Raw genomic sequence first — 12,568 nt, 5'->3', positions numbered from 1 at the left:
CGTCCGCTGAATGTGCGATGCGGGATGTTGCAGTTGCACATCGGGAAGCCGGAAATCGGAATATACGCGACGAATCAACGGAATAGCAAACAAAATGTGATGGTCGAACCCCAATTATCAATATGGTGCATTTGCGCCCCATTTAATTGGTGCCATATCTAATATGGGCAAAAGAAAACGGCATGCAGGGATGCCGTTCGCTTTTCGATTCAGTCGCCAAACATTTGATTACAAAGACATTATTGCGTTTGAGGCGTCTCGCGGACCTTGCGCGGCCGCCCTCTCGGCAGCGGAGAGACTCGCCGGTTCGCCGCCCGCGCCGCCCACTCCCGGTACGAGTCGCTACCCAGCACCCAGCCCTTCAAAGTGGCCTGTTGAAGCTGATTGGTCTCGCGTTCGTCAAGCGGCTGCTCGCACAGTTCGCGATACGCGCGCTGACGTTCGAACGGCGTATTGCCCAATGACCAGTACAAACGATGGTCGGTGATCAAACTGTCTAAGGTCAGGCCGATGTGATGCCGATAACTGGACCATCGGTAGTCTTCGGGCGTGCTCACCAGCTGGGTGCGCACAGGCGACAACTCGACCACGCGGCTTGCGAGCAGGAAGTACTTCTCGCCTTCGATGACCGTCGCGCGATAGCGGCCTTCCCACAACGTGCCGCGTCGCGAGTAACGGCGATTGAAGTGCGCGACGTAACGCCTGCCGACAGCCTGCATCGCTTTCGGCAGGCTCGATTCGTCGGTGGGCGTGACGAGCAGTTGCACCGCGCCTGGCATCAGCGCGTATGCATGCACGGACAGATGGTGATCGCGTGAAGCCGCCTTCAGGCAATCGATGAACAGCTCGTAATCCTGGTCGTCGACGAAAGCGGGCTGCTGGTCGAGTCCGCGCAGGATCACGTGCTGCGGCTGGTCGGGGACATAAAGACGTGCAAGCCGTGCCATGCTGGATTATCCAAAGTCGCGTTGGTACATACCCGAAGGTCCGAAAAACTGTGCCGGCGCGGCCTTACGCGCCATGCGGGTCTGCCGGAAACCGCATGAAACCTAGGCAGAACGCTCTAACCGGCGCGTATGGTTTGTTTGAAACGTTGTGGTCATAATTGGCGGGCCTTTTTTGGAGGAGCACAAATGAAATTAAAACAGGCCTTGGGGGTCGCGGCACTTGCTTGCATAACAACCACAGCGCACGCGCAATCGGCCGGCAGTATGTTCGTTACGACAGGGTGGTTCCATCTCGCGCCTCAGTCCAGTAGTCAGCCGTTGAGAGAGACAAACGTCAACGGCACGCCCGTCAACATCACCGTGCCCAATACGGGCGCCGAACTCGGTGATGGCGACACCATCGGTTTCACTGCCGGCTACTTCGTCACCGATCACATCGCCACTGAATTCGTGATCGGCGTGCCGCCGCAATTCGACCTGAAGGGCACGGGCTCATTCCAGCAATACGGCAAGCTCGGTTCAGCGAAACAGTGGAGCCCGACGCTGCTGTTCAAGTACTACTTCAACCAGCCGCAAGCGAAGTTCCGTCCGTATCTGGGCATCGGTGTGAGCCGTGTCTGGTTCACAGACGAGAAGATTTCGAACGGCGCGTTCCAGAGCAACGTACTTCATGGTCCGACCACGGTCACGACGGATAGTTCGTGGGAGCCCGTGTTTAATGCCGGCTTCACTTACGCCTTCACCGATCACTGGTTCGCAGGCTTCTCGATCTCTTACCTGCCGCTTTCCACGACGGCCAAGCTGAACACCACGGCGAATACGCCTATCGGTCCCGTCAACGTGCAATCGGAAACGAAGATTCGTCTGAACCCGATCGTCACGTATGTCAACCTGGGCTATCGGTTCTAACACAACAGGTTAGACGAGATTTTCGGGCTTGAACAACGCCGATTCGCAAAAGCGTGTCGGCGTTGGTCCATGCAATCACGATACCTGTATGTCTATGCGTTCGTCTTCGGCGAATCGCGACATCATTCCCGTCACACGCGCCCTCTGTCGCGAGATCCGCGTGATCCGTTGTAAATTTGACTGAGGCACACGCGCTGCCGGTGCAATTTGTGCCGGATGCCGCGTGCATCGACGCTGCTCGACGCCCACGCGGCACATACCGCCTGGCGGGCACCGAAGTTGCGTCAGAGGATATTTCCCGCGCTGTGTTGCGGGGATGTTCAAACCACCCTCATCGACGGAGCGACCATGACTGCACTACCTAATACGCGAGATGCCCTCGGCGAATCCTGGACCACGGCAGGCCGTCGTGCGCGCCGCATTGCGCGCCATAGTCGACATGCTGCTGAAGACATTGCCAGCGAACTGCGCACGCTCATGAACGAACTCGAGAACACACTTGGCGACGGCACGCAGGCCGACGCGGCAGTACTCCGGACGCAATTGCGCAAGCGCCTCGACGACGCGCGCTCGCGTCTGAACGACACGCGTGACGTGATGCGCGATCGAGCGCAGGCTGCCATGCACGATGCGGATGACTTCGTGCATGAAAATCCATGGCGGACGATTGCCGTCGTCGGCGGGCTTGCGTTGATCGCCGGCGCGTTGATCGCTCGCGGCGGCTCACGCTGACGTTGCGGTCACGCTTTGCTCGCGTGAGCGGCTAGTCTGCTGGAAGACCGGCATCGGGTGATCGCTGCGAGGCACGGGCGCGGCGCATGCTCTGCGCGCCGCTTTGCGCTCGCGCTCCGTCCGCGTGACGGATGCGTGTTTCGTCGCGCATCGACGCGTCAATCGCCGTCGACGACGAATAATCGTTGATATTCCTTCGACGCGTAACGGTCCGTCATGCCCGCGATGTAATGCGCGATCAGGCGCGGCTGCTTCGCCGCATCCGTCGTCTGATAGTTCGGCGGCAGCAGGCGAGGATCGTCGATGAACGCGTCGAACAGCCCGGCGATCACGCGCCGCGCCTTGTTCGCCATCCGCATCACGCGATAGTGCCGATACAGGTTCTTGAAGAGAAACCGTTTCAACACGACAGCCTGTTCGGCAGTGGCATCGCTATGCGCGACGAGCGGCGGCGCACGGCGCACATCGTCGAGCGAAGCGGGTGCATGCCGCGCGATGTTGCGCGTCGTCGTGTCGATCAAGTCGACGATCAGCGTGTTGATGATCCGGCGCACGGTTTCGTGAACCAGCCTGCGCCCCTCGATCCGCGGATAGTCGCGCCGCGCTGCTTCGTAGTGCATGCGCCATAGCTCGACTTCGGCGAGCTGACTGATCGTGAGCAATCCCGAACGCAGGCCGTCGTCGACGTCGTGATTGTTGTAGGCGATCTCGTCGGCGAGATTGGCGATCTGCGCTTCGATCGACGGCTGCCGGCCTTCCAGAAAACGCTCGCCCAGTTCGCCGAGACGTCGCGCGTTTTCGCGTGAGCAGTGCTTGAGAATGCCTTCGCGCGTTTCGAAGCACAGGTTCAGGCCGTCGAATGCGCCGTAATGCTCTTCGAGATCGTCGACTACCGCGAGGCTTTGCAGATTGTGTTCGAAGCCGCCATAGTCGCGCATGCATTCGTTGAGCGCGTCTTGCCCTGCGTGGCCGAACGGCGTATGACCCAGATCGTGCGCGAGCGAGATCGCTTCGACGAGATCTTCGTTCACGCGCAGATTGCGCGCGACGGAACGCGCGATCTGCGCGACTTCCAGACTGTGTGTGAGCCGCGTGCGAAACAGATCGCCTTCGTGATTCACGAAGACCTGCGTCTTGTACTCGAGCCGACGAAACGCGGTGGAGTGAACGATGCGGTCGCGGTCGCGCTGAAATTCAGTGCGTGCGCTAGGCGGCGTTTCATGATGACGCCTTCCACGCGACTGCGAGGAATGCGCGGCATACGGCGCGAGATGCGTTTCGAGCGCGGCGGTGGTGGGCAGCGACGCGACGCCCGTGACAGGCGTCGCCGGAACGTCGATCGATTCGCTCAGATTGTCGCTGCGTATTTCACTCACCGATATCTCCGAATCAGACGCGACGGCCGCTGATTGTGTCGCTATGCGTCGTGTCAGGTGCCGACGCTGGCGTCGAGTGTTTTGAGCACCGCGTCGTCGGGCGCACGGGTGATCAGTGTGTCGCCGAAACGCTTCAGCAGGATGAACTTGATTTCGCCCGCTTCCGCTTTCTTGTCGACTCGCATCAGATCGACGTAGCGCGCCGCGCCGAGCGCGGGCGCCTGAACGGGCAGATGCGCCGCCTCGATGACGCCGACGAGCCGCTTGCGCGCGGCTTCATCCAGATGGCCGAGACGCACGGACAGGTCGGCTGCCATCACCATTCCGCAACCCACCGCTTCGCCATGCAGCCACTCGCCGTAGCCGAGTCCCGCTTCGATCGCGTGGCCGAACGTGTGGCCGAAATTGAGGATGGCGCGCAAGCCGCCTTCGCGTTCGTCCGCGGCGACCACGGACGCCTTGATCTCGCACGAACGCTTGACCGCTTCGGCCAGCGCTTGCGGATCACAGGCGTTGAGCGCTTCGATGTTCGCTTCGATCCAGTCGAAGAACTCAGCGTCGGCGATCGCGCCCGTCTTGATGACTTCGGCAATGCCCGCCGCCAGTTCGCGTGACGGCAGCGTGCGCAGCGCGCCGATGTCCGCGATCACGGCCTGCGGCTGGTAGAACGCGCCGATCATGTTCTTGCCGAGCGGATGGTTGATACCCGTCTTGCCGCCCACCGACGAATCGACCTGCGACAACAGCGTGGTCGGCACCTGGATGAACGGCACGCCGCGCATGTAGCAGGCGGCCGCAAAACCCGTCATGTCGCCGATCACGCCGCCGCCGAGCGCGATCAGCGTGGTCTTGCGATCGGCCCGTGCGCCGAGCAGCGCGTCGAAAATCAGATTCAGCGTTTCCCAGTTCTTGTGCGCCTCGCCATCGGGCAGCACGACCGTCGTCACTTCCTTGCCGAGCGGCGCGAGTGCCTGACGCAAGGCGTCGCCGTACAGCGGGTCGACCGTCGTGTTGGTGACGATCGTCACCGACGCGCCGCGAATGTGCGGCGCGAACAGTTCGCTCTTGCCGATCAGATCGGAGCCGATGTGGATGGGATAGGCGCGCTCGCCCAGTTCGACGTTGACGGTAATCATGGCAGTCATCTCGTCATTATGACGCAGTAGGCTTGGCGACGCCCGCCATCTCGAGCTGCATCAGCACCATGTTGACGAGCCCGTTGACGGACGGACGGCCTGTTTCGATTACGAAGTCGGCGCATTCGCGGTAGAGCGGATCGCGGACTTCATAGAGTGCTTCGAGACGCCCTTTCGGGTCTTCCGTCTGCAGAAGCGGCCGGTTTTTGTCGCGGCGCGTGCGCAGCCAGAGGTCATGCGGATTGGCGCGCAGATAGACGACGATGCCGTGCGCGCGCAGCGCCTCGCGGTTTTCCGGGCGCAGGACCGCGCCGCCGCCCGTTGCGAGGACGATGCTTTCGCGGCCCGTGAGATCGGCGATCACCTGCGCTTCGCGGTCGCGGAAGCCCGATTCGCCTTCCATTTCGAAGATCACCGGGATGCGCGCGCCCGTGCGCGCTTCGATTTCATGATCGGAGTCGAAGAACGGGCGATCCAGCCGGCGCGCCACGGCCCGGCCCACGGTGGTCTTGCCTGCCCCCATGAGCCCTACGAAAAAAACGTTGGCGTGTGCGTCCCGCGGTTGCAACTTATCCTCTGGCTAATCCGGTGTAGTTCGTGCGGCAGCTTACTGGCAAAGCGCCTGCCTTGTCGAGCCTGACGGCCTGCGCGCCTGCCGCACGTCGTGCTTTCGGCCCGCGCCCGTGGCGCTTTGCCGACGATTGGTCAATTTGTCTGCACAACCCTCGGCGTGATGAAAACGACGAGTTCGCTGCTCAGATCGCGATGGGCGCGATGACGGAAAAAGACGCCCAAAAGCGGTATTTTGCCCAGGAGTGGCACGCGCGTCACATCATCGCGGCCGTCCGTCTCGTAGATTCCGCCGATCGAGACCGTTCCGCCGTCCTCGACTTCGACCCGCGTCTGCACGTGCTTGGTGTTGATGGCCGGTCCGGACGCGGTCTGCTCGCCGACGCTGTCCTTCGCGACATCGAGATCCAGTACCACCCGGCCGTCAGGCGTGATCTGCGGCTCGACCTCCAGTTTGAGGCTCGCACGGCGAAACTGCACGCCCGACACACCCTGGCCGACTTTTGCCTGGTACGGCAGTTCGGTGCCCTGCTCGACGATCGCCTTCATCCGGTCCGCCGTCACGACGCGCGGACTCGATACGATCTGGCCGCGCCCCTCGGCCTCCAGCGCGCTCAACTCGATGTTCACGAGCCGCGTCGCCTGTGCCGCGAACAGCGTCAGGCCCGCCGTGGCCGCGTCGAAACCGGAGATCGGCCGCGCCGACAGATCGAGAATCGCGCCGTCCTTGCCGCCGACCAAACCCGTCGCCTTGCCGTCCTCGTTGGTGCCGACCATCGACAGCTTCACGCCCAGATTGCGCGAAAAGCCTTTTTCCGCTTCGACGATACGCGCCTCGATCAGTACCTGGCGCGTCGGCCGGTCGAGCGACGCGATCAGTTCCGCGATCTGTGCGAGCCGTGCGTCGAGATCGGTGACGAACAGCAGGTTGGTGCGCGGGTCGGCCATCGCCGCGCCACGCTTCGAGAGCACGCGCTGATTGCCCGATGCCGTCAGCAGCTTGCGCAGCTCTTCGGCGTGCGCATAGTGCAACTCGAAGGTGCGGCTCGAGAGCGGTTCGAGTTCGGCAGCACGGGCGTGCGTCTCGAAACGCTGACGCTCGCGTGCGGCCAGTTCCGATAATGGCGCGACCCAGATCACGTTGCCGCGCTGCTCCATCGCGAGGCCGTTGACATCGAGCAGCGTATCGAATGCGGCGCGCCACGGCACATTGTCCAGATGCAGCGTGACCGCGCCGCGCGCCTTGTCGCTGGCGACGATATTCAGGCCGGTGAACTTCGCGAACGCGCCGAGCACCGCGCCGAGTTCGGCGCGCTGGAAATGCAGCGTGATCGGCCGGTCAGCGGGAATCGATGCCGACGCGTTCGTGCTCAGACGCGCAGCGGCCGCGAGCGGAACGGGCGGACCTTCGAGCACTTCCTGCCGTGCTTCCGGTCGTGTTTCGCCTTGAGATTTCGGCTCGGCGTCGTCGCGTGCGAGAGCGCGCGCATGCGCGACCTCCGACGTTGCTCCGTCCTCGCCCGTGTCCGGCGTGAACGGATTCGCGACGTCCGTCGTGATCACGCGGGGCAACGGCGGCATGCCCGACGGTGTCATCGCGTCGTCGAACGGCATGTCGGCGGGAAGCGGGGGCAAGGCAGCGCGTGCCGTCGTCGCGGCGACGACAGCACATGCGAGCGTCCATCGCAGGGTGGCGATCCATGTCATTCGATAGCCTCCGCCAACGTCAGCGAATGCGCGCTGCCGTCCCGTTTCGCCAGCGTCAGCGCACGGGCATCGACATTGGCGACACGTTCGTCACCCCACTGCTGCCCCGCTTCGAGCGTCGTTTCCCCCTCGCCCGTATCGATCAGCGCAAGCCCGCGCAGATGGTCGGCCAACAGCCCGCCCAGCCGCATCGGCGACGAACCGTCCTCAAGTGCCGATGCAATCGAAGCCGGCTGAAACGGATCGTAGAAAACGATCTCCTCATCGGGATCGAAAGCGTCGGGATCGTTACGCAAGCTTCGACGCGCAACGTCCTGCACGGGATGAATCGCGCCGAACGAGCGCAACGTCGCGTTGACGGACAAACCGTCGCCTTGATGCCTGAGCGTCACCTCGTCCGGCACGACAAGAACCGGCAAGCTCGTGAGCGCTTCGAAGAAGTCGACGACATGATCGAAATCCGCCCGCGCCGTCACATGCAGCGAACGCGCCGCCTCGAGCCCGCTTCCCGTGACGGCTGCCGGTTCGATCGAAAGCAGTGTCATGTCGTTGCGGGACGCGAGTTGCGAGATCACGCGAATGTCGTCCGCGGAGGTCCAGTTGGCCGGCATGCGCGCGACGCTCGCCGCCTTGCGCAGAACCGGCAATTGCGCGACGGCCGCTTCGACGTCGCTCAATTTGCGTTGCGCGGCAGACAATGCCTCGCGGCTCGACTGCACGCCGCTCATGTCCGTCGCAAGCCAGGCATTCGCGCCCAGCGCGAATGCCGCCACGGCGACGCACGACGCGACAAACCAGCGTCGCCGCACACTCCATGCTTCGAGCGGCATGCGCAGGCGTGCGGCGAGCGCGTGTACAACACGCTCGCGCGCCGCCGGCCTGCCGAAGCGCCCAGCAATCGTCATGTTCATTTTTTACCTCTTGTGATCGGCGATGAGACTGCCGGTACTTTGGACTTCACCGGTACGCCATCCCATCTCAGATGCGCGGTGACCTCGAAGGCCGTCGCCGGATCGGTTGCGTCCTTCACATTGGTCGCTCGATGCACGTCGCCCAGATCCGAGTCCTTCACGCCTTTCAGTGCTGCGAGGCGGTTCAGCCACGCCGCCGACGCCGCATGATCCGAGGACGCCGCGAGCAGTTCCGTGTCGCGCTCGCGGTGCCGCAACTGCCTCACGACGACAGACGCGGACGACTCCTGACTCAACGCATCGAGCAGATCGAGCAGATGAACGAGCGGCTCGGAAAGCGCCGCGGCGCGCTCGTTCTGCAGGCGCTCGTTGCGGGCTTCTTCCGTCAGCCGCCCATGCTCGGCAAGCGGCGACGCAAGCGCGGCAAGCTCTCGCCCGACGGCTGAACGCTCGCTGTCCAACCGCGAGCGTTCGAACGCCTGCCACGTCGTCAGTAACGCCACGGCAACACAACCGCACAGCGCGGCACCCGTCCATTCGATATAGCGGCGCCGGCGCGCGAGCCGCGCATCGCGCTGCCGGTGCGGCAACAGATTGAAGCCCGGCGGGCTCGAACGCGCCGCCGTCATTGCGCGACGCCACGCAGCGCCAGACCGAAAGCAACCGCGAACGCAGGCTCGTGCATCAGCTCCGAATGCGGGATGACGTTGCCTTCGGTCAGCGACGAACAGTCGAACGGCAGCACGGAGCAACCCAGCACATCGCCGATGTCGGCGAGCGAGAAGCACACGCCTTCGAGCAGCTCGATTTCGCCGCCCACCAGCGCACAGACGTTCAGACTGTTTTCCGCGAGATCGCGCAACGCATCGGCCACGCAGGAATACTCCGGCGACGGATACCGGATTTCTTCCGCGATGGTTTCGTCTTCGATGCGCCAGCCATATACACCATCGCTGCCGATCCAGATCGCGGCATACGGCTCATCCAGTTCGAGTTCGAACGTCGCGGCATGGCGCAGCGCGCGCAATGCTGCCTGGGGTTCGACATCGACCGTGGTGAGCGTGACACCTGCCATCGCGGCGCATTCGATGCGCGCTTCGAGATGCTCGCGCGCCGTCGCGGCGATGCACACGGCGCCGAGATGCGGCGGCGTGTCCTCGACGTACCAGTCGACGGCCAACGCATGACGCTCGATGCCCGCAACCCGCTCGGCCTCCATCAACACGGCCGGTTCAAGAGACGCGGACGGGCGCGGCGGACCGCTCACCTGACTTCCTGGCAGATGAGCAGTGAAGGTTGCGGAGCCGGGAATCGCCATCGCGCAACGCAACGCCGCCGACACGCATTGCGGCGGCACGCTGCCGAAGGCCGCGCACAACGCGCGCGCCACTGCCTGCCGGTCCACGATTTCCGCGCCCGCCATCGCGCCCGGCGCAAGCGGCTCCAACGCGACGCATTCGATGCGCACAGGTCCCATCTTTCGCCCGCTGCAACTCAGCACGACGAGCCTCACCGCTTGCGCGCCGACATCGATGCCGACTGCCTGACGGCGCATCGCCATCCGTAACGAGTCTTTCAACGCCATTCCTTTCCCCTCGGATATCAACGGAAACTGAAGGCCCGCGGCATGCAGACGACGCGGGCAACGGAAAGGATTCTGCGTAGCGCGAAACGGAAGCGAAATTCGTCCGAATGGCTAATGGTCGGGTCATCGATATCCGGCGACAATCAAACGAACTAGAGTGTTCTCATCGGTGTGCGATTGCGGCAGCCGTAAGCACGCCGAAAGCTGCCAGATCGGGCGGCTATAATCGCGGGACCGTTTTCTGGTGTTCATATGCAATCCACGACTCCTACGTCTCCGCCTCCGGCGCCGCAGAAGCGCAAGCGTCCTCTCTGGCTGAAGATCATCCTCGGCTTCGTCGGGCTGATCTTCGCCGGGATCATCAGCGTCGTGCTCGTGCTGGGTTACGCGCTGGTCGTCGCGACGCCGAATCTGCCGTCGCTCGACGCGCTCACCGACTATCGTCCGAAGGTGCCGCTGCGCATCTACACAGCCGACCACGTGCTGATCGGCGAATTCGGCGAGGAGCGGCGCGACATCGTGCACATGCGCGAGGTGCCGGACAACCTCAAGAAAGCCGTGCTCGCGATCGAAGATGCCCGCTTCTACGATCACGGCGGCGTCGATCTGATGGGCATCGCGCGCGCCGGTGTGGTCGCACTCACCAACGGCCACGCGACGCAAGGCGCGAGCACGATCACGATGCAGGTCGCGCGCAACTTCTTTCTCTCCAGCGAGAAGACCTACACGCGCAAGATCTACGAGATGCTGCTCGCGTACAAGATCGAATCGAAGCTGAGCAAGGATCAGATTCTCGAGGTGTACATGAATCAGATCTACCTCGGCCAACGCGCCTATGGCTTCGCGAGCGCCGCGCGCGTGTACTTCGGCAAAGACCTGAAGGACCTGTCGCTCGCCGAATGCGCGATGCTCGCGGGGCTGCCGAAAGCGCCGTCGGCATACAACCCGGTGGTGAATCCGAAGCGCGCGAAGGTGCGTCAGGAATACATCCTCCAGCGCATGCTCGAACTCGGCTACATCACGCAGGACCAGTACGACACGGCAAGCCGCCAGCCGCTCATCGTGAAGGGCGCGGGCAAGGAATTCAGCGTGCACGCGGAATACGTCGCGGAAATGGTGCGGCAGATGATGTACGCGCAATACCGCGAAGAGGCGTACACGCGCGGCCTGAACGTCGTGACGACGATCGATTCCGCCGATCAGGACGCCGCCTACCGCGCGCTGCGCAAAGGCTTGATGGACTATGAGCGGCGTCACGGCTACCGCGGTCCGGAAGCGTTCATCGACTTGCCGGGCGACGCCGACGAACGCGAGCAGGCAATCGACGACGCGCTTCTCGAACATCCCGACAACGGCGAGATCATCGCGGCCGTGGTGACGTCGGCAAGTCCGAAGCAGGTGCAGGCCACGCTGATCGACGGCAATGTCGTGACGATCCAGGGCGATGGGCTGCGCTACGCAATCTTCGCGTTGAGTTCGCGCGCGCAACCGAACCAGCGCGTGCGGCCGGGCGCCATCATCCGGCTCGTGAAGGGCGACGAAGGCAACTGGTCGATCACGCAATTGCCGCAGATCGAAGGCGCGTTTGTCTCGGTCGTGCCGCAGGATGGCGCGATCCGCGCACTCGTGGGCGGCTTCGACTTCAACAAGAACAAGTTCAATCACGTGACGCAGGCCTGGCGTCAGCCGGGTTCGAGCTTCAAGCCGTTCATCTACTCGGCTTCGCTCGAAAAAGGCCTCGGCCCGGCAACCGTCATCAACGACGCGCCGCTCTTCTTCAGCGCGGCCGAAACGGGCGGCCAGGCGTGGGAACCGAAGAACTACGGCGGCGGTTTCGACGGCCCGATGTCGATGCGCACCGCGCTGCAGAAGTCGAAGAACCTCGTGTCGATCCGCATCCTCAATCACATCGGCACGAAGTACGCGCAGCAGTACATCACGCACTTTGGCTTCGATGCGGAGCGGCATCCCGCGTATCTGCCGATGGCGCTCGGCGCCGGCCTCGTCACGCCGCTGCAGATGGCGGCCGGCTACTCGGTATTCGCGAACGGCGGCTATCGCGTGAATCCGTATCTGATCGCCGAAGTGACCGATCAGCGCGGCATGGTGGTCGCGCATGCGGAACCGCTCGTCGCGGCCAGCAACGCGCCGCACGCCATCGAGCCGCGCAATGCATACGTGATGAACAGCCTGCTGACGAGTGTCGCGCAGCGCGGCACGGGCGCGAAGTCGAACGTATTGAAGCGCACTGACCTCGCGGGCAAGACGGGCACCACCAACGATTCACGCGACGCCTGGTTTGCCGGCTATCAGCACACGCTGTGCGCGATTGCGTGGATGGGCTACGACAACCCGCGCAGCCTCGGCGACAAGGAAACGGGCGGCGGGCTCGCGCTGCCTGTGTGGATCGAGTACATGGGACGCGCGCTAAAGGGTGTGCCCGAGTACAAGATGCCGATGCCGGAAGACGTCGTGACGATCGGCGACGAGTTGTACTTCGACGACTTCACGCCGGGCAACGGCTTCGTGTCGACGGTCGGCGTATCGCAGGCGCCAACAGAAGCGAGCGGCGCAAGCGGCGCACCGGCTCAGGTCGACGCGCAGGAAAAAGAGAACATCATGAATCTGTTCAGGGGCCACTAGGTCTGCCGTGCCGACAGAAAAAAAGCCGCCGCGTGTCGTACGCGGTGGCTTT

The 12,568-nt window shown here is 63.3% G+C and carries 11 protein-coding genes; 3 read left to right on the top strand and 8 right to left on the bottom strand.

Annotated features, from left to right (window positions below):
• Window positions 1–239: 239 nt before the first annotated feature.
• The gene (locus tag G3N95_RS19280) at window positions 240–947 is read right to left on the bottom strand and encodes a transposase (RefSeq protein WP_205971667.1); all 708 of its coding nucleotides are present in this window, start codon (window positions 945–947) and stop codon (window positions 240–242) included.
• A gap of 186 nt (window positions 948–1,133) precedes the next feature.
• On the opposite strand from G3N95_RS19280, the gene G3N95_RS19275 reads away from it, so the two are divergent.
• A complete protein-coding gene (locus tag G3N95_RS19275; RefSeq protein ID WP_205971666.1) occupies window positions 1,134–1,856 on the top strand; it encodes an OmpW family outer membrane protein in 723 nt (240 codons plus the stop codon).
• Window positions 1,857–2,204: 348 nt separating this feature from the next.
• Window positions 2,205–2,588: a DUF883 family protein gene (locus G3N95_RS19270; protein WP_205971665.1), complete on the top strand. Its 384-nt coding sequence runs from the start codon at window positions 2,205–2,207 to the stop codon at window positions 2,586–2,588.
• A 158-nt stretch (window positions 2,589–2,746) separates the two neighbouring features.
• Here the strand turns inward: G3N95_RS19270 and G3N95_RS19265 are convergent, their stop codons facing one another.
• The 7 genes from G3N95_RS19265 to pilM form a co-directional block, all read right to left on the bottom strand.
• Window positions 2,747–3,928, bottom strand: coding sequence for a deoxyguanosinetriphosphate triphosphohydrolase (locus tag G3N95_RS19265; RefSeq protein WP_346778386.1), 1,182 nt, complete (start codon window positions 3,926–3,928; stop codon window positions 2,747–2,749).
• Window positions 3,929–4,017: 89 nt separating this feature from the next.
• On the bottom strand, window positions 4,018–5,109 hold the full coding sequence (aroB, locus tag G3N95_RS19260; protein WP_205971663.1) for a 3-dehydroquinate synthase: 1,092 nt from the start codon (window positions 5,107–5,109) through the stop codon (window positions 4,018–4,020).
• Between the two features lie 7 nt (window positions 5,110–5,116).
• Window positions 5,117–5,668 (bottom strand): shikimate kinase, encoded by a 552-nt coding sequence (locus tag G3N95_RS19255; protein WP_205971662.1) that lies wholly within the window; start codon window positions 5,666–5,668, stop codon window positions 5,117–5,119.
• A gap of 137 nt (window positions 5,669–5,805) precedes the next feature.
• Complete coding sequence (pilQ, locus tag G3N95_RS19250; protein WP_205971661.1) at window positions 5,806–7,377, bottom strand: type IV pilus secretin PilQ; 1,572 nt, start codon at window positions 7,375–7,377, stop codon at window positions 5,806–5,808.
• Window positions 7,374–8,288, bottom strand: coding sequence for a hypothetical protein (locus G3N95_RS19245; protein ID WP_205971660.1), 915 nt, complete (start codon window positions 8,286–8,288; stop codon window positions 7,374–7,376). Before G3N95_RS19245 ends, pilQ begins: the two co-directional genes overlap by 4 nt.
• Window positions 8,285–8,917, bottom strand: a complete 633-nt coding sequence (locus G3N95_RS19240) for a fimbrial assembly protein (protein ID WP_205971659.1) — start codon at window positions 8,915–8,917, stop codon at window positions 8,285–8,287. The genes G3N95_RS19245 and G3N95_RS19240 overlap by 4 nt, the downstream gene beginning before the upstream one ends.
• Window positions 8,914–9,873 carry a pilus assembly protein PilM gene (gene pilM / locus G3N95_RS19235; protein ID WP_205971658.1) on the bottom strand — a complete coding sequence of 320 codons (960 nt, stop codon included), beginning with the start codon at window positions 9,871–9,873 and terminating at the stop codon, window positions 8,914–8,916. The genes G3N95_RS19240 and pilM overlap by 4 nt, the downstream gene beginning before the upstream one ends.
• A gap of 252 nt (window positions 9,874–10,125) precedes the next feature.
• On the opposite strand from pilM, the gene G3N95_RS19230 reads away from it, so the two are divergent.
• The gene (locus G3N95_RS19230; RefSeq protein WP_205971657.1) at window positions 10,126–12,516 is read left to right on the top strand and encodes a penicillin-binding protein 1A; all 2,391 of its coding nucleotides are present in this window, start codon (window positions 10,126–10,128) and stop codon (window positions 12,514–12,516) included.
• Window positions 12,517–12,568 lie beyond the last annotated feature (52 nt).

Source organism: Paraburkholderia sp. Tr-20389, from assembly GCF_017104565.1.
Lineage (GTDB): Bacteria > Pseudomonadota > Gammaproteobacteria > Burkholderiales > Burkholderiaceae > Paraburkholderia.
The sequence above is the reverse complement of the archived record's forward strand: the minus strand, read 5'-3'. Positions and strand labels throughout refer to the sequence as shown.

Excerpts from the sequence above, each read along its gene's own strand:
- G3N95_RS19280 (WP_205971667.1), bottom strand. The coding sequence starts at position 947 with ATGGCACGGCTTGCACGTCTTTATGTCCCCGACCAGCCGCAGCACGTG.
- G3N95_RS19275 (WP_205971666.1), top strand. The coding sequence starts at position 1,134 with ATGAAATTAAAACAGGCCTTGGGGGTCGCGGCACTTGCTTGCATAACA.
- G3N95_RS19270 (WP_205971665.1), top strand. The coding sequence starts at position 2,205 with ATGACTGCACTACCTAATACGCGAGATGCCCTCGGCGAATCCTGGACC.
- aroB (WP_205971663.1), bottom strand. The coding sequence starts at position 5,109 with ATGACTGCCATGATTACCGTCAACGTCGAACTGGGCGAGCGCGCCTAT.
- pilQ (WP_205971661.1), bottom strand. The coding sequence starts at position 7,377 with ATGACATGGATCGCCACCCTGCGATGGACGCTCGCATGTGCTGTCGTC.
- G3N95_RS19245 (WP_205971660.1), bottom strand. The coding sequence starts at position 8,288 with ATGAACATGACGATTGCTGGGCGCTTCGGCAGGCCGGCGGCGCGCGAG.
- G3N95_RS19240 (WP_205971659.1), bottom strand. The coding sequence starts at position 8,917 with ATGACGGCGGCGCGTTCGAGCCCGCCGGGCTTCAATCTGTTGCCGCAC.
- pilM (WP_205971658.1), bottom strand. The coding sequence starts at position 9,873 with ATGGCGTTGAAAGACTCGTTACGGATGGCGATGCGCCGTCAGGCAGTC.
- G3N95_RS19230 (WP_205971657.1), top strand. The coding sequence starts at position 10,126 with ATGCAATCCACGACTCCTACGTCTCCGCCTCCGGCGCCGCAGAAGCGC.